The organism is Streptomyces sp. NPDC026500, from assembly GCF_055567635.1.
In genome coordinates this window covers 116,634-140,025 of record NZ_JBVHQB010000006.1, presented here as the reverse complement: position 1 = coordinate 140,025, position 23,392 = coordinate 116,634, and the positions used below count along the sequence as shown (strand labels likewise).

The following is a 23,392-nucleotide window of genomic DNA, read 5'->3' as shown; positions in this document are numbered from 1 at the left end:
AAAAGACCGACGGGCAAACCTGCATTCGATCTTGCTCCGCTGGCAGGAAGTGGACTATACCTGTCGCGTCCGGCAAGTCGATCGACTGTCGCTGGACAGGCAGGACCCAGGGGGGAATTTCGAGGGACGGCGGACCGTGGTCCATACAGCTACTGCCGATTCGTCCCACTGAATCCCCCATGCACGACCCCAGCTTGACCTAACCGCGGTGCCGGGGAGGATCCGGTTCACCGCCTGAGTCCTGGAGAAGGCGAGGACTTGAGCATGGGATCCACTTCCGCCGAGAACAGCAGCACCGAAGGTGTCGGCCGCCGTGATCTGATCAAGCGGTCGGCGGCACTTGGCCTGATCGCCGTACCGACGATGAGCTTCCTGTCCGCGTGTGCGAGCAGCGACAGCGGTTCGGAGGACAAGGCCAAGGCCGGCAAGAAGACGACAAAGAATCCGCTCGGAGTCAACGAGACGGCCTCGCTCTCGGTCGTCATCTTCGACGGCGGTTTCGGTACCAAGTACGCGACCGACGCCAACGCCGAGTACACGAAGGCGTACCCCAAGGTCAAGATCGACTTCCACAAGACCCAGAAAATCCAGTCCGAGCTGCAGCCCAAGTTCAACGGCGGCACTCCTCCGGATCTGATCGACAACTCGGGCGCACAGCAGATGGACATGGGGGTGCTCGTCGGCAAGAAGCAGCTGACCGACCTGACCCCGCTCCTCGACGCGCCGTCCATCGACGATCCGTCCAAGAAGGTCCGCGACACGCTTCGTCCCGGCATCGTCGAGATGGGTCAGTTCGACGGCGACCCGGTCTGGATCATGTACTACGCCTACACGGTCTACGGGGTGTGGTACTCGCAGACGGCCCTCGACAAGCTCGACGCGACGTACCCCGAGGACTGGGACGCCATGCTCGCGCTGTGCGCGAAGGCGAAGAAGCAAGGCATCGCCGGTTGGACGTACGCGGGTAAGTACCCGTACTACCTGCCCTTCTCGCTTTACCCCTTCATCGCCAAGATCGGCGGCCGCGAGGTTCTCGACAAGATCGACAACCTGGAGCCGAACGCCTGGAAGGACCCTGCCGTCAAGGCCGCGTTCGAGGCGTACTACGAGCTCTTCAAGAAGGGCTACATCCTCAAGGGCACCCCGGGAATCGACCACATCCAGTCGCAGACCGCCTGGGCCAAGGGCAAGGCGCTCTTCATCCCGAACGGTTCCTGGGTGGAGAACGAGTCGGCGAGCGTGATCCCGAAGGACTTCAACCTGGCCGTCAGTGGCCCGTCCAGCCTCGACAGCTCCGACAAGATGCCGTTCGGCACCATCTGGGCCTCCGGCGGGGAACCCTTCATCGTCCCGGCCAAGGCGGCCAACGCCACGGGCGGTATGGAACAACTGCGCATCATGCTCAGCGAGGCCTCGTCGAAGAACTTCACCAGTCAGGTGAAGTCGCTGACGGCCTTCAACGGTGGCACCGATGGCATCACGCTGACCCCCGGGCTCAAGTCCGGTGTCGCGGCGCTGGAGAAGGCCGGCGACAACGTGGTCAACCCGCGCCTCCAGGACTGGTACGTGAAGCTCCAGAAGGAGCAGATCGGCGTTGCCGGTCTCGGCGAGATGATGGCAGGGCGACTGACCCCGGCCGAGGCCATCAAGAAGATCCAGGGCTACGCGGACGCAGCGGCCAAGGACGGGTCCATCAAGCACTACAAGCACCAGTAGCAACAGCACGTGCGCCTAAGTCACCAGCGGCGGCACCCGCGAAACGATCGGGGTCGGTAACCATGCAACACGGCAAGTACCGGTTCATAGTGGGGTTCTTGGTGACCCCCTTGGTCTTGTACGCGATTTTCGTGATCTGGCCGTTCATCCAGGCGATCTACTACTCGTTCACGGACTGGACCGGCCTGAGCCCCGACTTCAAGATGGTGGGTTTCGCGAACTACACGAGAATGCTGCACGACGACATCTTCTGGAAGTCGTTGCAACACAGCTTGCTGTTCGCTCTCCTGCTGCCGCTGGTGACTCTGGGGCTCGCGCTCTTCTTCGCCTTCATGCTCAATGTCGGTGGGCGGCGCCGAAAGGGCGCCGCCATCACCGGGGTGCGCGGATCGGGCTTCTACAAGATTGCCTATTTCTTCCCGCAGGTGCTGTCGATCGCGATTGTCGCCCTGCTCTTCCAGTTCGCGTACAACCCCAACGACGGTGTCATCAATGGGACGTTGAAGGCCATCGGTCTCGGCAGCGTCCAGCCGGACTGGCTGGGCGACCCGAATCTCGCCCTGTGGTGTGTGATGTCCGTGCTTCTGTGGAGCACCGTCGGATTCTTCGTCGTGCTGTTCTCTGCGGGAATGGCCTCGATCCCGAAGGACTTCTACGAGGCGGCCCTCCTCGATGGCGCCAGCCGATTCACCACTTTCTTCAAGATCACCCTTCCGCTGCTCTGGGACACCGTGCAGTCGGGATGGGTCTACATGGGAATCCTGGCTCTTGGTGCCGAGGCATTCGCTGCCGTGCAGATCATGACCGTGGGTCCTGGTGGGCCCGACTACTCGACCACGGTTCTTCCGCTTTACGTGTACCAATCGGCGTTCCGCGACGCGAACGCCGCCTACGCGACAACGATCGGCGTTGCGCTCCTCATCGTCACGCTGCTGTTCGCGGCGGTCGTGATGCGGCTGGGCCGGCGCGAGCGGTTGGAGTTCTGATGAAGACCACTGACACCCCGCCGCCCGTGGAACCGGTCGAGGATCGGCTTCGGGTGGCGAAGACGCAGGCCGCACCCGTGAAGGCGAAGAGCAGCGAGGGTGGTGTTCTCAACGTCTTCTCGCACGCCGTCCTCGTCATCTGGGCGATCATGGTCGTCCTGCCGCTCCTGTGGGCGGTGATGACGTCCTTCAAGGACGACGACTCCATCTTTAGCTCGCCGTGGTCGCTGCCGCACAAGCTCCACTTCGAGAACTGGTCGCGCGCCTGGTCGCAGGCGCATATGAGCGACTACTTCGGCAACACGCTCATCGTGGTGGGTTTCTCACTGGCCGGTACGCTCGTGCTCGGCTCGATGGCGGCGTACGTTCTCGCCCGCTTCGAGTTCCCGGGCAACCGCTTCATCTACTTCCTCTTCGTCGGGGGAATGAGCTTCCCGGTCATGCTGGCCCTGGTGCCGCTGTTCTACGTGCTGAACAACATGCAGCTACTGAACACGCTGCCGGGTCTGATCCTCGTCTACATCGCCTACTCACTGCCGTTCACGGTCTTCTTCCTGACCTCGTTCTTCAGGACACTGCCGACGTCCATCGCCGAGGCGGCGTTCGTCGACGGCGCGTCGCACACCAGGACCTTCTTCCAGATCATGCTGCCGATGGCCAAGCCGGGCCTCATCAGCGTCGGCATCTTCAACTTCCTGGGGCAGTGGAACCAGTACATGCTCCCGACGGTGCTGAACACCGACCCGGACAAGAAGGTGCTCTCCCAGGGCCTTGTCGAGCTGGCGACCAGCCAGGGGTACAAGGGGGACTGGTCGGGCCTGTTCGCGGGACTGGTGATGGCAATGCTGCCGGTTCTCGCCGCCTACGTCATCTTCCAGCGCCAGGTGGTGCAGGGGCTGACGGCGGGCGCGCTCAAGTAGCGGTGACGCTTCGCGTCAACTTGGTGGCCGACAACCCGGGGAAGCCGGATTCGAAACGGCAGCGGAAGGCGACCGGTCGGGCGGTCGCCTTCCGGCCCGAGGCCGCACAGCCCTTCGGGAGCACCGGCCGCGGTATCGCCGTCGGGCAGCTGAACGGGATCCGCGAACGGGTACGGCTTCGCCGCGACCAGCGGGCCGCTTTCACTTCTAGGCCCGTCCGCCGGGCTCGGACAGCATCTCGCCTGCGGGGCGAAACGGGCCGGGGTGCCGCCCATGGCCGCGGTGCTCGACCGGCCTCGCACACCCGAGCGTTCTTCCAGGTCATGCTGTCCATGGCCAAGCCCGGACTGCTCAGCGTCGGCATCTTCAACGTGCTGGGTCAGTGGAACCAGTACATCCTGCCCTCGGTGCTGATGCAGCCGCAGAGCAGTTCGGATCCGGAACGCTACGTTCTGACCCAGGGGCTCATCCAGCTCCAGCAGCAGCAGGGCTACGCCACCGATCTTCCCGTCCTGTTCGCCGGCGTCACGATCGCCATGATCCCCATGCTGATCGTCTACCTGTCCTTCCAGCGCCAGGTCCAGGCGGGCCTCACCTCGGCGACGCTCAAGTAACGATTCGACCCCTTCTTCGCCTGCGCCACCTCCGTCCCGGGGGTGGCGTACGCGTGTCCGGGCGCGGCCGGAAATCGAACCTGAGGATGGACCCGATTTTCGTCAAGGACTTGACTGCGGTAACCCGTTCAGCGGAGCTTGGAGTTCACAACTTGTAAGTGACCGGGGTCTCTTTGACGTGACCCAGATCACACGGGCGGCATCGGGGCCGCCCGGCTGAGGGCAGGAGTGGATGAGTCGATGGAGACTCCGGGGTCGCAGTCGTCGCTGCACCGAGCCAATCTGGAGCGCGTCGTGCGAGCGGTGCGCCTGGCCGGCTCGCTCACGCAGGCGGAGATCGCGAGGGCGACGGGCCTATCGGCCGCGACCGTTTCCAATATCGTCCGTGAACTCAAGGACGGCGGAACGGTCGAGGTCACACCCACTTCGTCCGGCGGTCGCAGAGCGCGCAGCGTGTCCTTGAGCGGGGACGCCGGCATCGTCATCGGTGTCGACTTCGGGCATACGCATTTGCGCGTCGCGGTCGGGAATCTGGCCCATCAGGTGCTGGCGGAGGAGTCCGAGCCGCTGGATGTGGACGCCTCCGCCGCGCAGGGCTTCGACCGGGCCGAAGAGCTGGTCAGCCGCTTGATCGCCGCGACCGGTGTCGACCGTTCCAAGATCGCCGGCGTGGGCCTCGGTGTGCCGGGGCCCATCGACGTGGAGTCGGGGACGCTGGGGTCCACCTCGATCCTGCCGGGCTGGACCGGCGCCAGGCCCGCGGAGGAGCTGCGGGGGCGGCTCGGCGTGCCCGTGTACGTGGACAACGACGCCAATCTGGGCGCGCTCGGCGAGATGGTCTGGGGCAGTGGGCGCGGGGTCAGGGATCTGGCATACATCAAGGTCGCCAGCGGTGTCGGGGCGGGACTGGTGATCGAAGGCAAGATCTACCGCGGCCCGGGTGGCACAGCGGGAGAAATCGGGCATATTACACTTGATGAATCAGGCCCCGTATGCCGTTGCGGCAACCGCGGCTGCCTGGAGACCTTTGCGGCGGCGCGCTATGTGCTGCCGCTCCTCCAGTCCAGTCACGGCACCGATCTGACCATGGAGGGCGTGGTCAGGCTGGCGCGGGACGGAGATCCGGGCTGCCGTCGGGTGATCGCCGACGTCGGCCGACATATCGGCAGTGGAGTCGCCAACCTCTGCAATTTGCTGAACCCGAGCAGGGTGGTCCTCGGCGGCGATCTCGCCGAGGCCGGAGAGCTCGTTCTCGGGCCCATCAGGGAGTCTGTCGGCCGCTACGCGATCCCCAGCGCCGCACGTCAGCTCTCGGTGTTGCCAGGGGCGCTTGGCGGCCGTGCCGAGGTGCTCGGAGCGCTGGCTCTCGCGCTTAGCGAGATGGGCGATTCGACCCTTTTGGACGGCTCGCTGCCCGCCGTTACACCTGCCTTCACTTAGAGAACGAAACACGCCGTTGCCAAGCCGTTAAGTATTTACTTCTTGACGTCGCACGGGTGGCCGAGTTGACTCCAAACCACCTCGGCCGCAGCGTTGCGGCCCTGTCAGGGAGGCACCACCAATGAACGCAACGATGCGTAGAGTCGTAATCGGTACCGCCGCTGTTTCCATGGCCCTCTCGGTGGCCGCCTGTGGCAAGGCCGGCGACAAGAGCTCCAGCGACAGCAGCAGCAGCTCTTCCTCGGGCAGCAAGACCATCGGTCTCCTGCTCCCCGACAGTGTCACCGCGCGCTACGAGAAGTTCGACCACCCGCTCTTCGTCAACAAGGTCAAGGAGCTGTGCCCGGACTGCAAGGTCCAGTACGCGAACGCGGCCGGCGACGCCGCCAAGCAGGCCCAGCAGGTCAGCACCATGATCACCCAGGGCGTCAAGGTCCTCGTGATCAGCGCGCAGGACTCGGCCGCCATCAAGTCCTCGATCCAGACCGCGGTCAACAAGGGCATCAAGGTCGTCGCGTACGACCGCCTCGCCCAGGGTCCGGTCTCGGCGTACGTCTCCTTCGACAACCAGAAGGTCGGCGAGCTCCAGGGCCAGGCGCTGCTCACCGCGCTCGGCTCCAAGGCGACCCCGAAGTCGAAGATCGTCATGATCAACGGTGACGACGCCGACCCGAACGCCGGTCAGTTCAAGGCGGGTGCCCACAAGGCCCTCGACGGCAAGGTCAACATCGCCTACGAGCAGTCCGGTCTCTGGAAGGACACCGTCGCTGCCCAGAAGATGTCCGCTGCCATCACGCAGCTCGGTGCCAAGAACATCGCGGGCGTCTACTCCGCCAACGACGGCATGGCCGGTGGCATCGCGAACACCCTCAAGGGTGCGAAGATCAGTGGCATCCCGCTGACGGGTCAGGACGCGGAGCTCGCGGGTATCCAGCGCATCATCGCCGGCACCCAGTCCTCCACCGTCTACAAGGCCTTCAAGCCGGAGGCGGACGCCGCTGCCCAGCTCGCGGTCAACCTGCTGGAGGGCAAGGACATCAAGTCCCTCGCCAACCAGACGCTGACCAGCGGCTCCGGCGACAAGGTGCCCTCGCAGCTGCTCGTCCCGGTCTCGGTCACCAAGGCCAACATCAAGGACACGGTGGTCAAGGACGGCCTCTACACCGTCGCTGACATCTGCACCGCGGACTTCGCCAAGGCCTGCAAGGCTGCCGGCCTGCAGTAGCACGACCGTCTCGGGCGACCTCCGCACAACGGGTGGCCGCCCGAGACACGACCGCTGAGCGGTCTCGCGAACCTGTCCGACGCCTGCCCCACCTTCACACCCCGCTGCGGGGCGGGCGTCGGATGGATCCGTTGCGAAATGCAGCGGATTCGCGCATGTTCATCTTGTAAACCTTGTGCATTTCGCACATCCCTCCGCGCCGGTTAGTTCGAGCGCGGCATCCCCGCCGGTCAGGCGGCGAAGGAGATGGTTCACGTGTCCGCTACGCCCGTGCTGGCGTTGCGCGGAGTCTCCAAGCGATTCGGTGCTGTGCAGGCACTCACCGATGTCGAGCTGGAGGTCCACCCCGGAGAAGTGGTCGCCCTGGTGGGCGACAATGGCGCAGGAAAGTCCACCCTGGTCAAGACCATCGCGGGTGTCCACCCCATCGATGAAGGCGTCATCGAGTGGGACGGTCAGCCCGTCAGCATCAACAAGCCGCATGACGCCCAGGGACTCGGCGTCGCGACCGTCTACCAGGACCTCGCCCTGTGCGACAACCTCGATGTGGTCGGCAACCTCTACCTCGGTCGTGAGCTGCTGCACCGCGGCGTCATCGACGAGGTCACGATGGAGCAGAAGGCGCGTGAGCTCCTCAGCACACTCTCCATCCGCATCCCGAGCGTGCGTATCCCGATCGCGAGCCTTTCCGGCGGTCAGCGCCAGGTCGTGGCCATCGCCCGCGCCCTCATCGGTGACCCCAAGGTCGTCATCCTCGACGAGCCGACCGCCGCTCTCGGTGTCGAGCAGACCGCGCAGGTCCTCGACCTGGTCGAGCGGCTGCGCGAGCGCAACCTCGGCGTCATTCTCATCAGCCACAACATGGCCGACGTGAAGGCCGTCGCGGACACCGTCGCCGTCCTGCGCCTGGGCAAGAACAACGGCTCCTTCTCCGTGAAGGACACCAGCCACGAAGAGATCATCGCCGCGATCACCGGAGCCACGGACAATGCCGTGACCCGTCGTGCCGGGCGTCGCAACACGGAGGCCGCAAAGTGAGCGACACGTCCAAGGTTTCCAAGGCGGAGGCCGAGGTGGAGCACCAGAACACGGTGGCTCCCTCCGACGACCCCACTGCCGCTCCCGTGTCGGTCGTGGACCCGCGTCTGCTGGTCCGCGAAGAGGGTCTCAAGGGCTACGTCACCGAGTTCAAGCGCAAGATCAAGGGCGGCGAGCTCGGCTCGCTGCCGGTCTTCATCGGCCTGATCATCATCTGGACGATCTTCCAGACGCAGAACAGCCGGTTCCTGAGCGCCGACAACCTGTCGAACATCAGCTACTTCATGTCGGCCACCGGCATGCTCGCCATCGGCCTGGTGTTCGTCCTGCTGCTCGGTGAGATCGACCTCTCCGTCGGCTCGGTCAGCGGCCTTGCCTCCACGGTCTTCGCGGTGTTCGTGGTCAACCACGGGGTGAACGCCTGGCTGGCCCTGTTCCTGACCGTCCTGACCGGTGCCGTCATCGGCGCGATGCAAGGCTGGTTCTTCGCCAGGATCGGCGTGCCCGCCTTCGTCGTGACGCTGGCCGGCTTCCTGGGATGGAACGGCCTGATGCTGTGGCTGCTCGGTACGAGCGGCACCATCAACATCCCGGCCGACAGTGGCCCGGTGTACCTGCTCGGCCAGAGCTCCTTCTTCATGGGCCAGGCCGTCATCGGCGCCTACCTGCTGGCCGGCCTCGGTGTCGCCTCGATGCTCGTGGGCTCGCTCATCGACCAGCGCCGCCGCAGGGCCGCCGGTGTGCCCTTCCGGCCCACCAGCGAGATCGCGCTGCGCGTCGGAGCGCTCGCCGTGGCGTCCTTCGCCGCCGCCGCCGTGCTGAACAAGGCCTCCGGTGTCTCCAACGCCCTGGTGATCTTCCTCGCCTCCCTCGTGGTCGTCGACTTCGTGCTGCGTCGCACCACGTACGGCCGCAAGATCTTCGCGGTCGGCGGCGGCATCGAGGCGGCCCGCCGGGCCGGTATCAGCGTGCCCATGGTCCGCATCACCGTCTTCGCCATCTCCGGCGGGTTCGCGGCGGTCGGCGGTATGTTCTTCGCCGGCCAGACCGCGAGCGCCACGCTGAACGCCGGTGGCGGCAACACGCTGATGCTCGCCATCGCGGCGGCCGTCATCGGTGGTACGAGCCTCTTCGGTGGCCGCGGAAACGTTTGGTCGGCCCTCCTGGGCATGCTGGTCATCCAGTCGATCCAGACCGGTCTCGACCTGCTCAACATGAACACCTCCATCCAGTACATGATCACGGGTGCGGTGCTCCTGGGCGCGGTCGTCATCGACTCCATCTCGCGCAAGAGCCAGAAGGCCGCAGGCCGCGCGTAACACTCCGCGGGGAACGCCGCACACACCCCGCGGTGGCTTCCCTGTGAAAGACCCTGTGCCCGGCGCCGGTGACGGCGCCGGGCACAGTCACGTCCGGACGGGAACACGTGTTCCCGTCCGGTTGGGCCGATCGTGTGGCGTACATCGCCAGGCCCGGCCCGCGCCCGCAAAGGCGGAACATTAGACTCGACCAAGCCCGGCAACAGCTCTACTGCAAGGAGGCACGGGTGCCGCTGCTGACCCGCATCAGGGGACCGCGCGATCTGGACCGGCTCAGCCTGGAGCAGCTGGACCAGCTGGCCGGCGAGATCAGGACCTTCCTCGTCGACGCGGTCTCCAAGACCGGCGGCCACCTCGGCCCCAATCTCGGTGTCGTGGAGCTGACCATCGCTCTGCACCGCGTCTTCGAGTCACCGAAGGACAGGGTGCTGTGGGACACGGGCCACCAGTCCTACGTCCACAAGCTGCTCACCGGCCGCCAGGACTTCTCCCGGCTGAAGATGAAGGGCGGCCTGTCCGGCTACCCCTCGCAGGCCGAGTCCGAGCACGACATCATCGAGAACTCGCACGCCTCCACGGTCCTCGGCTGGGCCGACGGTCTGTCCAAGGCCAACGAGGTTCTCGGCAGGAACGACCACGTGGTCGCCGTCATCGGTGACGGCGCCCTCACCGGCGGCATGGCCTGGGAGGCGCTGAACAACATCGCCGACGCCAAGGACCGCCCGCTGATCATCGTCGTCAACGACAACGAGCGTTCGTACGCGCCGACCATCGGCGGCCTCGCGAACCATCTGGCGACCCTGCGCACCACCGACGGCTACGAGCGCTTCCTGGCCCGCGGCAAGGACCTCCTGGAGCGCACCCCGGTCGTCGGCAAGCCTCTCTACGAGACCCTGCACGGCGCGAAGAAGGGCCTGAAGGACTTCATCGCCCCGCAGGGCATGTTCGAGGACCTCGGCCTGAAGTACGTCGGCCCGATCGACGGCCACGACATCGAGGCCCTGGAGTCGGCCCTCGCGCGCGCCAAGCGCTTCGGCGGCCCGGTCATCGTGCACTGCCTCACCGAGAAGGGCCGCGGCTACCAGCCCGCCCTCCAGGACGAGGCGGACCGCTTCCACGCCGTCGGCAAGATCCACCCCGACACGGGCCTGCCGATCGCCTCCTCCGGCGCCGACTGGACCTCCGTCTTCGGCGAGGAGATGGTCGCGCTCGGCAAGGAGCGCGAGGACATCGTCGCGATCACCGCCGCGATGCTCCAGCCGGTCGGCCTCGACCGGTTCGCCAAGGCATTCCCCAAGCGGGTGTACGACGTCGGTATCGCCGAGCAGCACGCGGCCGTCTCCGCGGCGGGCCTCGCCACCGGCGGACTGCACCCCGTGTTCGCCGTCTACGCGACCTTCCTCAACCGCGCCTTCGACCAGGTCCTGATGGACGTGGCCCTGCACAAGTGCGGCGTCACGTTCGTCCTGGACCGCGCGGGCGTCACCGGCACCGACGGCGCCTCGCACAACGGCATGTGGGACATGTCCATCCTCCAGGTCGTCCCGGGCCTCAGGCTCGCCGCGCCGCGCGACGCCGACCAGGTCCGCGCCCAGCTGCGCGAGGCCGTCGAGGTGAAGGACGCGCCCACCGTGGTGCGCTTCTCCAAGGGCGCGGTCGGCCCGGCCGTCCCCGCCGTGGGCCGGATCGGTGGCATGGACGTCCTGCGGGAGCCCGGCACCGACGCGCCCGACGTGCTGCTGGTCTCCGTCGGCGCGCTCGCCCCGATGTGCCTGGAGATCGCTGCTCTCCTCGACCGGCAGGGCATCTCCACCACCGTCGTCGACCCGCGCTGGGTCAAGCCGGTGGACGAGGCCATGGCCCCGCTCGCCGAGCAGCACCGCGTGGTCGTCACGGTCGAGGACAACTCCCGGGTCGGCGGTGTCGGCTCGGCGGTCGCGCAGGCCCTGCGCGACGCGGGCGTCGACGTCCCGCTGCGCGACTTCGGCATCCCGCCGCGCTTCCTCGACCACGCCTCGCGTGCCGAGGTCATGGCGGAGATCGGCCTGACCGCGCCCGACATCGCCCGGCAGGTCACCGGTCTCGTAGCCAAGCTCGACGGCCGGTACGAGCGCACCGCCGCGCAGGCCATGGACGCGGTGGAGCCCGCGCGCGACTGACGCGGCCACGCAGGGCCGATGGGCCGGTTTCTGCACCCTGTACGGGTGGTGAAACCGGCCCATCTGCGTGAACCGGGCCGCGTCGGGGGATACGTGCTACCTGCCCTCTCGATCATGTCGAGGACGACAAGCGTGGGAGGTACGTCCGTGAGCAACACCCTCTTCAGGACGAAGAAGGTCGAACAATCGATCTTGGACACTGAGGAGCCGGAGCACGCGCTCAAGAAGACGCTGTCCGCTCTGGACCTCACCGTGTTCGGTGTCGGTGTCATCATCGGCACCGGCATCTTCGTCCTCACCGGCAAGGTGGCCAAGGAGAACGCGGGGCCGGGGGTCTCGCTGGCCTTCGTCGCCGCGGGTGTCGCCTGCGCGCTGGCGGCCCTGTGCTACGCGGAGTTCGCCTCCACCGTCCCGGTCGCGGGATCCGCGTACACCTTCTCCTACGCCTCCCTCGGCGAACTGCCGGCCTGGATCATCGGCTGGGACCTGGTCCTGGAATTCGCGCTCGGCACGGCGGTGGTGGCCGTCGGCTGGTCGGGCTATGTGCGCTCACTGATGGACAACGCGGGCTGGCACATGCCCGAGTCGCTCAGCGGGCGCGACGGGGCGCACGGGTTCGGTTTCGACATCCTCGCCGCCGCGCTGGTGCTGGTGCTCACCGCCATCCTCGTCGTCGGCGTGAAGCTCTCCGCCCGGATCACCACGCTGGTCGTCGCGATCAAGGTCACCGTCGTCCTGATCGTGATCATCGCGGGCGCCTTCTTCATCGAGGGCAAGAACTACAAGCCCTTCATCCCCCCGGCGCAGGCCGTGGAGGCGGGCAGCGGCATCAAGACGCCGCTGATCCAGTTGATGTTCGGCTGGGCGCCGACCAACTTCGGCGTGATGGGCATCTTCACCGCGGCCTCCGTGGTGTTCTTCGCCTTCATCGGCTTCGACGTGGTCGCGACCGCCGCCGAGGAGACGAAGAACCCGCAGCGGGACATGCCGCGCGGCATTCTCGGCTCGCTCGTCATCTGCACCGTGCTCTACGTCCTCGTGTCGATCGTGGTCACGGGCATGGAGAAGTACACCAAGCTGTCCGTGGACGCCCCGCTCGCCGACGCGTTCAAGGCCACCGGGCACCCCTGGTACGCGGGCGTCATCAGCTTCGGCGCCGCCGTCGGACTGACCACGGTCTGCATGATCCTGCTGCTCGGCCAGACCCGTGTCTTCTTCGCGATGAGCCGAGACGGACTGCTGCCGCGGTTCTTCTCCCGCGTCCACCCGAGGTTCCGCACCCCGCACCGGCCGACGATCCTGCTCGGTGTGATCATCGCGATCCTCGCGGGCTTCACCAGCCTCAGCGAGCTGGCCGAACTGGTCAACATCGGCACGCTCTTCGCCTTCATCGTGGTCGCCGTCGGCGTCGTCATCCTCCGCCGCACCCGCCCCGATCTGCCCCGCGCCTTCCGCACCCCGCTGGTGCCGTGGGTGCCGATCCTGTCGGTACTCGCGACGCTGTGGCTGATGCTGAACCTGCCCGCGGAGACCTGGCTGCGGTTCGCGATCTGGATGGTGGTCGGCATCGTCGTCTACTTCCTCTACGGGCGCTCGCACAGCCGCCTCGGCCGGCACGAGGAGACGACACTCGGCGAGATCAACAACCCCCCCGGCGGCACCGCCGGGTAGCCGACTCGCCCTGCCCGGGCCCCGTACGTCCCGCTCCGACCGGGACGACGGGGCCTTGTGGCGTGCTCGTACGCCCGCCCGCTTCCCGCCCCGGCGGTGACCGCGGGGCCCGCCGTGCGCTCGTACGCCCGCCGGACGGCGGTGGTGATGCGGTGCGCGGGCCGGCGTCACGGGGGGGGCGACTTGGAACCGATCCGGGCGTCGCGACGCGCGCCGGCCATCGGGGCCGCGCAAGCGCGGGCGGCGGATGCGATACCGCGCTGGTGGGCGGCGTCGACGGACGCGGTGAACGCGAGGAGGAAGGCGAGGTCGGCTCGGGGCAGTCGTGCGGGGCGGCGGTGCCGTACGCCCTGACCGGCGGTCAGGGGCCGAGGCGTACCGTGCGCGGCCCCGCGACCTGCGCGCCCAGTTCGCCGACCCGGCGTCGCAGCTCTCGGTCGGCCGTGACGACCAGACAGGCGCGGCCCCGGGCCTCGGCCACCAGCTCCACCATGCGGTCGTCGCCGCTGCCCGGAGCCTCGTCGACACGGACCCGGGGGACGGAGTCCACCCCGCGCGCCGCGCCCTCCACCACCAGGACGATCTCCAGCGGGCCCGGGTGACCGGGCAGTCCCGGCTCGGCGAAGTCCGCCAGCCGGTCCCTGAGTCGCTCGGCGGCGCCGCGACGGTCCCGCCACCAGCCGTCCGGCACGGAACCCACCACATTGGCGCCGTCCACGATGAGCAGAGTCGTCATGCCCTCACCCTGCCAGAACGCCCCTCCGCCCGGCGCCCGCGTCACGACGGACACGGCCTCGGCGAACGGTACGCCCCTGATTACCGAGCGGCCGCCCCCGATTAAGGTGAAGTGGTGAACGTCGACTGGCTCATACGCGGCCGCGACGGCAGGCTCGGTGCGTACCTGCTGTCGGAGGCCACCGTCCGCTGCCGGGCGGAGCGCGGATCCGGTGGCCCCTGGGACCCTCCGCGCACCGTGGGCGGCGACCAACGCCTGCACTCCGTACTGGCCTTGGGCCAGGGCCCGGATCGCTACACCCACCTGGTCTCCTGGCGTCCGACGGTCCGCGACCAGTCGGGACTCGTCCATTCGACCCACTTCCGGCCGGACCTCGCCGCCCTCGACTGGAACCCGATCGGTCACCCCGACCGCAACGGGGACCGGACGGGCAACCCCGCCGTCGCGGTCGACGCACAGGGGCGCGCCCATGTGTTCGTCCGCAACAAGGGCGGCGGAGTGAGCATGATCGCCCAGAAGGAGAAGGGCGGCTGGGGGCACTGGCGCGACCTGAAGGGGCATGACGTACAGGGGGACCTGGCGGCGGTGACCGGGGCCTCGGGCCGTGTCGAGCTGTACGCGGCCGTCCCGGGCGGTGTTCTGCACTGGCGTCAGGAGGAGGCGGGCGCGGAACCCGCCCTGGACGAGGCGCTGGAGGCGCCGGTCCGACCGGGCAGCCTGCGCGCGCTCGCGACCTCCGCGGACTTCACCACGCTCTTCTTCACCGACGGTTCGGGCGATGTGTGCGCCTGGCGTCCCGGCACCAAGCCGGTGGCCCTGCTGGCTTCGGCCGGCCCGGGTCCCGTCTGTGTCATCCGCTGCGAACTCGACGGCCACGACTGCACGTTGCTGGCCCAGCGTTCGGCGAGCGGGCGGGTGGCCTTCGCCGCCTACCCGACCGAGGACGAGTCGGCGGGTGCCTGGTGGACGGAGTCAGGACCGGAACTCCCCGCCGACGCCCTGCTGTCGCTGGCGGAGGACGGGGAGGGCCGGGTGGTCGCCGCGACTCTCTCCCCCGGCACCGGCGAACTCCGCGTCACCCGCCGCAAGGACGAGCCGGGGATCGCCCTGGAGGCATGGCGGACGGTCTGACACCGACGGCCGGGGCACACTGGAGCGCGCACGCCGCACGCCAATACCGTCGTGCCGAAAGCGAGTACGGCGGTGGGGCGGGCCAATTGGTGGGCGGATGTGCGCAGTCGGGCTCCGGTGGGGAGCCTGTCTCGCGGCCTGAGTCATTAAGTCCCGCCGGTGGCAGGCGACTTCTTCGCCGACTCGGGGATCTCGGAGTCGGTGCGCAGCGCCTTCCACAGGGCCGACGCCCGACGTCACGGACTTGAACGAGAAAGAGGGCCCCCGCCAAAAGCGGGGGCCCTCTTCACGTGTGCCGTACCGCCGTTACGCCGGAACCGAAGCCAGTCCCTGCGCCAGGAACCGCTTGCCGGTCACTCGCTCGGAGACGCCCTCGCGGTCCAGGTACGGCGTGATGCCGCCCAGGTGGAAGGGCCAGCCCGCGCCGGTGATCAGGCAGAGGTCGATGTCCTGGGCCTCGGCGACGACGCCCTCGTCGAGCATGAGGCCGATCTCCTGGGCCACCGCGTCGAGGACCCGGTCACGCACCTGCTCCTCGGTCAGGACGACGTCGCCCTGCTTGAGGAGAGCCGCGACCTCGGGGTCCAGCTCCGGCTTGCCGGAGTCGTAGACGTAGAAGCCGCGCTTGCCCGCCTTGACGACGGCCGCGAGGTTCGGGGAGACCGTGAAGCGGTCCGGGAAGGCCCGGTTGAGGGTCTCCGAGACGTGCAGGCCGATCGCGGGGCCGACCAGTTCGAGGAGGACCAGCGGGGACATCGGCAGGCCGAGCGGCTCGATGGCCTTCTCGGCGACCTCGACGGAGGTGCCCTCGTCGATGACGTTCTGGATCTCGCCCATGAAGCGGGTCAGGATGCGGTTCACGACGAACGCCGGGGCGTCCTTGGTGAGAACCGCGGTCTTCTTCAGCTTCTTGGCGACGGCGAACGCCGTGGCCAGCGAGGCGTCGTCCGTCTGCTCGCCGCGCACGATCTCCAGGAGCGGGAGGATCGCGACCGGGTTGAAGAAGTGGAAGCCCACGACCCGCTCGGGGTTCTTCAGCTTCGACGCCATCTCGGTGACCGACAGCGAGGAGGTGTTGGTGGCGAAGATCGCGTGCGCCGGGGCGACCGCCTCGACCTCCGCGAACACCTGCTGCTTGACGCCGATCTCCTCGAAGACGGCCTCGATGACGAAGTCGGCGTCGGAGAAGCCCTCGGCCTTGTCCAGCACACCGGAGACCAGGGCCTTCAGGCGGTTGGCCTTGTCCTTGTTGACGCGGCCCTTGAGCAGCAGCTTGTCGATCTCGGCGTGGACGTAGCCCACACCCTTGTCGACGCGCTCCTGGTCGATGTCGGTCAGTACGACCGGCACCTCGAGGCGGCGCAGGAAGAGCAGGGCGAGCTGCGAGGCCATCAGGCCCGCGCCCACGACGCCCACCTTGGTGACCGGACGCGCGAGGGACTTGTCCGGCGCACCCGCCGGACGCTTGCCGCGCTTCTGGACCAGGTTGAAGGCGTAGATGCCGGAGCGCAGTTCGCCACCCATGATCAGGTCGGCGAGCGCCACGTCCTCGGCGTCGTAACCCTTCTGCAGGTCACCGTCCTTGGCCGCGGCGATGATGTCCAGCGCGCGGTAGGCGGCCGGGGCGGCCCCGTGCACCTTGCTGTCGGCGATGAACCGGCCGCGCGCGACGGCCTGGTCCCAGGCGTCGCCGCGGTCGATCTCCGGGCGCTCGACGGCGATCTCGCCCTTGAGGACGGAGGCCGTCCACAGCAGCGACTGCTCCAGGAAGTCCGCGCCCTCGAAGAGCGCGTCGGCGATGCCGAGGTCGTAGACCTGCGCGCCCTTGAGCTGCTTGTTCTGGTTGAGCGAGTTCTCGATGATCACCGAGACGGCCTTGTCCGCACCGATCAGGTTCGGCAGGATCGTGCAGCCGCCCCAGCCGGGGACCAGACCGAGGAAGACCTCGGGCAGCGAGAAGGCCGGCAGGGCCGCGGAGACGGTCCGGTACGAGCAGTGCAGACCGACCTCGACGCCACCGCCCATCGCCGCGCCGTTGTAGTACGCGAAGGTCGGGACCGCGAGGCCCGACAGGCGCTTGAAGACCTCGTGGCCGCCCTTGCCGATGGCGAGCGCGTCCTCGTGCTTCTTGAGCAGCTCGACGCCCTTGAGGTCGGCGCCGACCGCGAAGATGAACGGCTTGCCGGTGACGCCGATACCGACGATCTCGCCGGCCGCGGCCTCCTTCTCGACCTGGTCGATGGCGGTGTTGAGGTTCGCCAGCGACGCCGGGCCGAAGGTGGTCGGCTTGGTGTGGTCGAAGCCGTTGTCGAGCGTGATGAGGGCGAAACGGCCCGCACCGAACGGCAGGTCGAGGTGGCGTACGTTCGCGGACGTCACTACCTCGTCGGGGAACAGCTCGGCTGCGCCCTTCAGGAGTTCAGCGGTGGTCACTTGTCGCCTCCGGCGTCCTTGTGGTGCGGGTTCTCCCAGATGACCGTGGCGCCCATGCCGAAGCCGACGCACATGGTGGTGAGGCCGTAACGGACCTCCGGCTGCTCCTCGAACTGGCGGGCCAGCTGCGTCATGAGACGGACGCCGGAGGAGGCGAGGGGGTGGCCGTAGGCGATCGCGCCGCCGTACTGGTTGACGCGCGCGTCGTCGTCGGCGATGCCGTAGTGCTCCAGGAAGGCGAGCACCTGGACGGCGAAGGCCTCGTTGATCTCGAAGAGGTTGATGTCCTCGATCGACAGACCGGCCTTGGCGAGGGCCTTCTCGGTGGCCGGGATCGGGCCGTAACCCATGACCTCCGGCTCGACGCCCGCGAAGGCGTACGAGACCAGGCGCATCTTGACCGGCAGGCCGTTCTCGCGGGCGAAGTCCTCGGAGGCGAGGATCGAGGCGGTCGCACCGTCGTTCAGACCGGCCGCGTTACCGGCCGTGACGCGGCCGTGGACGCGGAACGGGGTCTTCAGGCCGGACAGGTTCTCCAGCGTGGTGCCCGGACGCATCGGCTCGTCGGCGGTGACCAGGCCCCAGCCCGTCTCACCGACCTCCGCGTTGGTGTTGCGCACCGAGATCGGCACCAGGTCCTGCTGGATCTTGCCGTTGGCGTACGCCTTGGCGGCCTTCTCCTGCGAGCGCACGGCGTACTCGTCGGCGCGCAGCTTGGTGATGGTGGGGTAGCGGTCGTGCAGGTTCTCGGCGGTCATGCCCATGAACAGGGCCGACTCGTCGACCAGCTTCTCGCTGACGAACCGCGGGTTCGGGTCCACGCCCTCGCCCATGGGGTGGCGCCCCATGTGCTCGACACCACCGGCGATGACGGCGTCGTACGCGCCGAACGCGATGGAGCCCGCGGTGGCGGTGACGGCCGTCAGGGCGCCGGCGCACATGCGGTCGATGGAGTAGCCGGGGACCGACTGCGGGAGCCCGGCGAGGATGCCGGCCGTGCGGCCCAGGGTCAGACCCTGGTCACCGATCTGCGTGGTCGCCGCGATGGCGACCTCGTCGATCTTCTTAGGGTCAAGACCGGGGTTGCGGCGCAGCAGCTCCCGGATGGCCTTCACGACGAGGTCGTCGGCGCGGGTCTCGTGGTAGATGCCCTTCGGGCCCGCCTTGCCGAACGGGGTACGGACGCCGTCGACGAAGACGACGTCCCTGACGGTACGAGGCACGATGGCTCTCCTCCAGATGCGGGATGGCACTGCTGCGCGGACACGCCTGAGCGCGCGCTCAGCACCCATGCTACTTACGAGTAACCAACCTGCCCAGTCCCGAGGCCCGGAGCGGCGAAGGTCACATCCGAAAGGCCTCGGTGCCCCGGCCCGGCCCGCCGGGTACAAGGGCGGGTCGGCACCGGCGCGCGGTTCGGGGTCCGCCACGTCGCGGACGTTGCGAGGTCGCCGAGGTCGCCGAGGTCGCCGAGGTCGCGACGTCCGGTCCGCGTACGCCGCCGGGCCCGGCGGCGTACGGAAGCCGGGCAGCGCGCTCGGGCGGCCCAGGATCTTGGCGTGATCTCGTCGTCCGTTCGACGGGTCGGTTCCGCTTCAAGGACCCGTTCGGCGTAAACCGAGCGCACGGAGCACTCGGAACCCGCCGACGGGGGCGGTCGAACGGCGGTCCTAGGCGGTCTTCAGGGACAGTGCGGTCACCAGGACCGGCGTGACCAGTTCGACCTGCCACGGCCGCGCCCCGCAGGCGGTGAGCGCCACGCCCACGGACTCCGTGTCCGGTGTCGTCGGCGGCTCCCAGCACACGCGCCGCACGGTGTCCGGGGTGATCAGGTTCTCCTGCGGCATGTTCAGTTGCTCGGCCAGCGCCGATACGGCGGCCCGCGCGGCGGAGAGCCGGGCTGCGGCGGCCGGGTCCTTGTCGGCCCAGGCCCGCGGCGGGGGAGGCCCGGTCACCGGCTGTCCGGGCTGCGGCAGCTCGGTGTCCGGCAGCGCCTTCGCCCGGTCGACCGCGGCCTGCCACTGCTCCAGCTGGCGCCGGCCCATGCGGTGCCCGAAGCCGTTCAGGGCGGCCAGGGCGTGCATGTTGGCGGGCACGGCCAGCGCCGCCTCGACGATCGCCGCGTCCCCGAGCACCTTGCCCGGCGAGATGTCCCGGCGCTGCGCGACCCGGTCCCGGGTCTCCCACAGCTCCCGGACGACGGCCATCTGCCTGCGGCGGCGCACCTTGTGCATCCCGGACGTACGGCGCCAGGGGTCCTTGCGCGGCGGCGCGGGCTCGGCCTGCGCGATCGCGTCGAACTCCTGCCGGGCCCATTCCAGCTTGCCCTGCCGGTCGAGCTCCTTCTCCAGGGCGTCACGCAGGTCGACGAGGAGCTCCACGTCGAGCGCGGCGTAGCGGAGCCAGGGCTCGGGCAGCGGGCGCGTCGACCAGTCGACGGCCGAGTGCCCCTTCTCCAGGACGAAGCCGAGAACGCCCTCGACCATCGCGCCGAGGCCCACCCGGGGGAACCCGGCCAGACGTCCGGCCAGCTCGGTGTCGAAGATGCTGGTGGGGATCATGCCTATCTCGCGGAGACAGGGCAGGTCCTGGGTGGCGGCGTGCAGCACCCATTCGGCCCCGGAGATCGCCTCGCCGAGACCGGACAGGTCGGGACAGGCGACGGGGTCGATGAGCGCGCTGCCGGCGCCCTCGCGGCGCAGCTGCACCAGATAGGCGCGCTGGCCGTACCGGTACCCGGACGCGCGTTCGGCGTCTACGGCCACCGGGCCGGATCCGGCGGCGAAGGCGGCGATCACCTCGGCGAGCGAGGCATCGTCGGCGATCACGGGCGGAATGCCTTCTCGGGGCTCGAGCAAAGGGGTCGGCGCCGATTCGACGTCGTCCGGAGGGCCGCCTCCGGTGGTTCGCAGTGAGCTGTCTGCTGCGGTCTCTTGGGCGTCGGTCACCTGTCAAGAGTATCTGTGTATGGACAACGCCCGCCGACGGAACGTTCCGTCGACGGGCGTCTGATGGTCGTAAACCAGTCAGGTACGTGCAAGACCCGGTTCACACGCGGGGGAAGCGGCCAAAGGGCGGAGAAGGGTGGGGGGGTAGGGCGCGGTGGTGTCGGGGGAGGGTCAGTGGATGATTCCGGTCCGCAGGGCCACCGCGACCATCCCGGCGCGGTCGCCCGTGCCGAGCTTGCGGGCGATGCGGGCGAGGTGGCTCTTGACGGTCAGTGCGGACAGGCCCATGGAGACGCCGATGGCCTTGTTCGACTGGCCTTCCGCGACCAGCCGAAGGACCTCGACCTCTCGTCCGGACAGTTCGCGGTAGCCGCCCGGGTGGCTCGGGGCACCCGGGGGGCGGCGGTGCATGCGGGCGGCGGCCGAGCCGATGGGCGCGGCGCCGGGCCGGGTGGGGAGCCCGACGTTCGTACGGGTGCCGGTGACGACGTAGCCCTTGACGCCGCCCGCGAGGGCGTTGCGCACGGCACCGATGTCGTCGGCGGCGGAGAGGGCGAGGCCGTTGGGCCAGCCCGCGGCTCGGGTTTCGGAAAGGAGGGTGAGGCCGGAACCGTCCGGCAGGTGGACGTCGGCGACGCAGATGTCACGCGGGTTGCCGATTCGGGGACGGGCCTCCGCGACGGACGACGCCTCGATGACGTCGCGCACTCCGAGCGCCCACAGATGGCGGGTGACGGTGGAGCGGACCCGGGGGTCGGCCACGACCACCATGGCGGTCGGCTTGTTCGGGCGGTAGGCGACCAGGCTTGCGGGCTGCTCGAGGAGAACGGACACCAGGCCTCCTGGGGTGCGGGACGGGACCGGCTCTGGGGGGGGCGAGCCAGGACGAACCGTGCTTTCAAGGTCACAGACGTCTTCGGCATCAAACCCATCGACCTTTAGAGAATGATCACGATGTGATGAGTAACAATCCGTGCAATTCGGACACGCGATCGATCATCCGAAGATCGAACCGAGTCGTTCCGCGTCGATACGCGGCCGAAAGTGGTCGTATCGACATTCGGCCGGTAAGGAAACGGAAAGGGCGCGCGCGTCGGCGCGCGCCCCAGTAGGGGTCAGCGGGACTGTGGTCCCCGGCGCTGCGGCAAGGTGACCACCGAAGCGTCACCCGGAGTCACCGGCGGCAGTCCGGCGATCTGGCACAGCAGGTCGCACCAACCCGCGAGGTGCGCGGCCGTGTCCGGGACGCCGCCGAGTCCCTCCCGGGGTGTCCACGACGCGCGGATCTCGATCTGCGAGGCGGCCGGGCGCTCCGCGAGCCCGCCGAAGTAGTGCGAGCTCGCGCGCGTGACGGTGCCGCTCGCCTCGCCGTACGAGAGACCGCGGGCCTGGAGCGCGCCGGTCAGCCATGACCAGCAGACCTCGGGGAGCAGCGGGTCGGCGGCCATCTCCGGCTCCAGCTCCGCGCGGACCAGGGTCACCAGACGGAAGGAGCCCTGCCACGCGTCGTGTCCGGCCGGGTCGTGCAGCAGGACGAGGCGGCCGTCGGCCAGATCCTCGTCGTCGGCGACGACCGCGGCCTCGAGCGCGTACGAGTACGGAGCCAGGCGCTGCGGTGGTCGCGTCGGGTCGATCTCGATGTCCGGCCGCAGCCGCGCGGCCCGCAGCGCCTCGACGGCCGCCCGGAAGGGCAACGGGGCCGTCTCCGCCGCATTCCTGTCCTCCTCCTTCTTCTCCTTCGCGTCGTCCATTCCGCCAGCGCCGTCCGACAGTCGTCCCTGAGCCGCAGCCATGCCGGGAAGATTAAGGGGAACGGAGCCCGCGCGCAGGGAGAGACACCCGTGCGTGGGACCCCTGTCCGGATCGTGCCGCGCGAACACCGCCCGGTGGGCGGGCCGTCCGCGGGGCCCGGGCCGGGGCGGCGGGCCACCGGGGCCGGGGACGGGGATACCCGTGAGCCGTGGGAGACTTTCCGTCGTGAGCGCCAACCACAGCCCCGCCGGGCAGCAGCCGACAGCCACGTACGAGTCAGCCTTTCTCAAGGCGTGCAGGCGCGAGCCCGTGCCGCACACGCCCGTGTGGTTCATGCGGCAGGCCGGTCGCTCACTGCCCGAGTACCTCAAGGTGCGCGAGGGCATTCCCATGCTGGAGTCCTGCACGCGGCCCGAGCTGGTCGCCGAGATCACCCTCCAGCCGGTGCGCCGGCACAACGTGGACGCGGCGATCTACTACAGCGACATCGTCGTCCCGCTGAAGGCCATCGGCGTCGACCTGGACATCAAGCCGGGCGTCGGCCCGGTCGTCCAGAACCCGATCCGCACCCGCGCGGACCTGGCCCAGCTGCGCGATCTGACCCCCGAGGACGTCTGGTACGTCACCGAGGCGATCGGGCTCCTGACGGCCGAACTCGGCGAGACCCCCCTCATCGGTTTCGCGGGCGCGCCTTTCACCCTCGCGAGCTACCTCGTGGAGGGCGGTCCGTCCAAGAACCACGAGCACACCAAGGCGCTCATGTACGGCGACCCGCAGCTGTGGGCCGACCTGCTCGACCGTCTCGCCGAGATCACCTCCGCCTTCCTGAAGGTGCAGATCGAGGCCGGCGCGAGCGCCGTCCAGCTCTTCGACTCCTGGGTCGGCGCCCTGGCCCCCGCGGACTACCGCCGCTCGGTGATGCCCGCGTCCACCAAGGTCTTCGACGCCGTCGCCTCGTACGGCGTGCCGCGCGTCCACTTCGGCGTCGGCACCGGTGAACTCCTCGGCCTCATGGGCGAGGCCGGCGCGGACGTGGTCGGCGTCGACTGGCGCGTCCCGCTCGACGAGGCCGCTCGCCGTGTCGGCCCCGGCAAGGCGCTCCAGGGCAACCTCGACCCCGCGGTCCTGTTCTCGACCACCGAGGCCGTCGAGGCGAAGACCCGCGAGGTGCTCGACGCCGCCGCCGGTCTGGAGGGCCACGTCTTCAACCTCGGCCACGGCGTCCCGCCGAGCATGAACCCGGACGCGCTGACCCGCCTGGTGGAGTACGTCCACACGCAGACAGCGCGCTAGCCCGGCTCCCG

General features: G+C 68.7%; 17 protein-coding genes and 1 pseudogene. 12 read left to right on the top strand and 6 right to left on the bottom strand.

The genetic code is table 11. From position 1 onward, the window contains the following. Positions 1-264: 264 nt before the first annotated feature. From ngcE to ACZ4N5_RS13510, 10 genes and pseudogenes are all read left to right on the top strand, one after another. On the top strand, positions 265-1,716 hold the full coding sequence (gene ngcE / locus ACZ4N5_RS13555) for an N-acetylglucosamine/diacetylchitobiose ABC transporter substrate-binding protein (protein ID WP_467757251.1): 1,452 nt from the start codon (positions 265-267) through the stop codon (positions 1,714-1,716). 62 nt (positions 1,717-1,778) lie between these two features. Continuing rightward, positions 1,779-2,702, top strand: coding sequence for a carbohydrate ABC transporter permease (locus ACZ4N5_RS13550; RefSeq protein WP_467757250.1), 924 nt, complete (start codon positions 1,779-1,781; stop codon positions 2,700-2,702). After that, positions 2,702-3,622, top strand: coding sequence for a carbohydrate ABC transporter permease (locus ACZ4N5_RS13545; RefSeq protein WP_467757249.1), 921 nt, complete (start codon positions 2,702-2,704; stop codon positions 3,620-3,622). Before ACZ4N5_RS13550 ends, ACZ4N5_RS13545 begins: the two co-directional genes overlap by 1 nt. Positions 3,623-3,915: 293 nt before the next feature. Beyond that, positions 3,916-4,236: pseudogene (locus ACZ4N5_RS13540) on the top strand (ABC transporter permease family protein); the annotation flags it as partial. Positions 4,237-4,476: 240 nt separating this feature from the next. Beyond that, positions 4,477-5,676 carry an ROK family transcriptional regulator gene (locus tag ACZ4N5_RS13535; RefSeq protein WP_467757248.1) on the top strand — a complete coding sequence of 400 codons (1,200 nt, stop codon included), beginning with the start codon at positions 4,477-4,479 and terminating at the stop codon, positions 5,674-5,676. Positions 5,677-5,809: 133 nt separating this feature from the next. After that, on the top strand, positions 5,810-6,901 hold the full coding sequence (locus ACZ4N5_RS13530; protein WP_467757247.1) for a sugar ABC transporter substrate-binding protein: 1,092 nt from the start codon (positions 5,810-5,812) through the stop codon (positions 6,899-6,901). 246 nt (positions 6,902-7,147) lie between these two features. Continuing rightward, complete coding sequence (locus ACZ4N5_RS13525; RefSeq protein WP_328552899.1) at positions 7,148-7,939, top strand: ATP-binding cassette domain-containing protein; 792 nt, start codon at positions 7,148-7,150, stop codon at positions 7,937-7,939. Continuing rightward, entirely contained in the window at positions 7,936-9,258 is a 1,323-nt protein-coding gene (locus ACZ4N5_RS13520) for a sugar ABC transporter permease (protein WP_467757246.1), read from the top strand. Before ACZ4N5_RS13525 ends, ACZ4N5_RS13520 begins: the two co-directional genes overlap by 4 nt. Before the next feature lie 227 nt (positions 9,259-9,485). Further along, positions 9,486-11,417, top strand: a complete 1,932-nt coding sequence (gene dxs / locus ACZ4N5_RS13515; RefSeq protein ID WP_467757245.1) for a 1-deoxy-D-xylulose-5-phosphate synthase — start codon at positions 9,486-9,488, stop codon at positions 11,415-11,417. 147 nt (positions 11,418-11,564) lie between these two features. Then, a complete protein-coding gene (locus tag ACZ4N5_RS13510; protein WP_467757244.1) occupies positions 11,565-13,088 on the top strand; it encodes an amino acid permease in 1,524 nt (507 codons plus the stop codon). Between the two features lie 361 nt (positions 13,089-13,449). Here the strand turns inward: ACZ4N5_RS13510 and ACZ4N5_RS13505 are convergent, their stop codons facing one another. Beyond that, on the bottom strand, positions 13,450-13,824 hold the full coding sequence (locus ACZ4N5_RS13505; protein WP_467757243.1) for an NYN domain-containing protein: 375 nt from the start codon (positions 13,822-13,824) through the stop codon (positions 13,450-13,452). 114 nt (positions 13,825-13,938) lie between these two features. Here ACZ4N5_RS13505 and ACZ4N5_RS13500 point away from each other — a divergent pair, with 114 nt between their 5' ends. After that, entirely contained in the window at positions 13,939-14,955 is a 1,017-nt protein-coding gene (locus tag ACZ4N5_RS13500; RefSeq protein WP_467757242.1) for a DUF8189 domain-containing protein, read from the top strand. A gap of 306 nt (positions 14,956-15,261) precedes the next feature. Here ACZ4N5_RS13500 and ACZ4N5_RS13495 read toward each other — a convergent pair whose 3' ends face one another. The 5 genes from ACZ4N5_RS13495 to ACZ4N5_RS13475 all read right to left on the bottom strand — a co-directional run bounded on the left by ACZ4N5_RS13495 (position 15,262) and on the right by ACZ4N5_RS13475 (position 22,129). Next, entirely contained in the window at positions 15,262-17,388 is a 2,127-nt protein-coding gene (locus tag ACZ4N5_RS13495) for a 3-hydroxyacyl-CoA dehydrogenase NAD-binding domain-containing protein (RefSeq protein ID WP_467757241.1), read from the bottom strand. Beyond that, positions 17,385-18,611, bottom strand: a complete 1,227-nt coding sequence (locus ACZ4N5_RS13490; protein WP_351130466.1) for a thiolase family protein — start codon at positions 18,609-18,611, stop codon at positions 17,385-17,387. Before ACZ4N5_RS13490 ends, ACZ4N5_RS13495 begins: the two co-directional genes overlap by 4 nt. A gap of 447 nt (positions 18,612-19,058) precedes the next feature. After that, the gene (locus ACZ4N5_RS13485; protein ID WP_467757240.1) at positions 19,059-20,336 is read right to left on the bottom strand and encodes an HRDC domain-containing protein; all 1,278 of its coding nucleotides are present in this window, start codon (positions 20,334-20,336) and stop codon (positions 19,059-19,061) included. A 171-nt stretch (positions 20,337-20,507) separates the two neighbouring features. After that, positions 20,508-21,170, bottom strand: coding sequence for a response regulator transcription factor (locus ACZ4N5_RS13480; RefSeq protein ID WP_019073943.1), 663 nt, complete (start codon positions 21,168-21,170; stop codon positions 20,508-20,510). 281 nt (positions 21,171-21,451) lie between these two features. Further along, complete coding sequence (locus tag ACZ4N5_RS13475; RefSeq protein WP_467757239.1) at positions 21,452-22,129, bottom strand: DUF3000 domain-containing protein; 678 nt, start codon at positions 22,127-22,129, stop codon at positions 21,452-21,454. Positions 22,130-22,313: 184 nt separating this feature from the next. On the opposite strand from ACZ4N5_RS13475, the gene hemE reads away from it, so the two are divergent. Continuing rightward, on the top strand, positions 22,314-23,381 hold the full coding sequence (gene hemE, locus ACZ4N5_RS13470) for a uroporphyrinogen decarboxylase (RefSeq protein ID WP_467757238.1): 1,068 nt from the start codon (positions 22,314-22,316) through the stop codon (positions 23,379-23,381). Positions 23,382-23,392: the final 11 nt, after the last annotated feature.

Excerpts from the sequence above, each read along its gene's own strand:
- ngcE (WP_467757251.1), top strand. The coding sequence starts at position 265 with ATGGGATCCACTTCCGCCGAGAACAGCAGCACCGAAGGTGTCGGCCGC.
- ACZ4N5_RS13550 (WP_467757250.1), top strand. The coding sequence starts at position 1,779 with ATGCAACACGGCAAGTACCGGTTCATAGTGGGGTTCTTGGTGACCCCC.
- ACZ4N5_RS13545 (WP_467757249.1), top strand. The coding sequence starts at position 2,702 with ATGAAGACCACTGACACCCCGCCGCCCGTGGAACCGGTCGAGGATCGG.
- ACZ4N5_RS13535 (WP_467757248.1), top strand. The coding sequence starts at position 4,477 with ATGGAGACTCCGGGGTCGCAGTCGTCGCTGCACCGAGCCAATCTGGAG.
- ACZ4N5_RS13530 (WP_467757247.1), top strand. The coding sequence starts at position 5,810 with ATGCGTAGAGTCGTAATCGGTACCGCCGCTGTTTCCATGGCCCTCTCG.
- ACZ4N5_RS13525 (WP_328552899.1), top strand. The coding sequence starts at position 7,148 with ATGGTTCACGTGTCCGCTACGCCCGTGCTGGCGTTGCGCGGAGTCTCC.
- ACZ4N5_RS13505 (WP_467757243.1), bottom strand. The coding sequence starts at position 13,824 with ATGACGACTCTGCTCATCGTGGACGGCGCCAATGTGGTGGGTTCCGTG.
- ACZ4N5_RS13475 (WP_467757239.1), bottom strand. The coding sequence starts at position 22,129 with ATGGCTGCGGCTCAGGGACGACTGTCGGACGGCGCTGGCGGAATGGAC.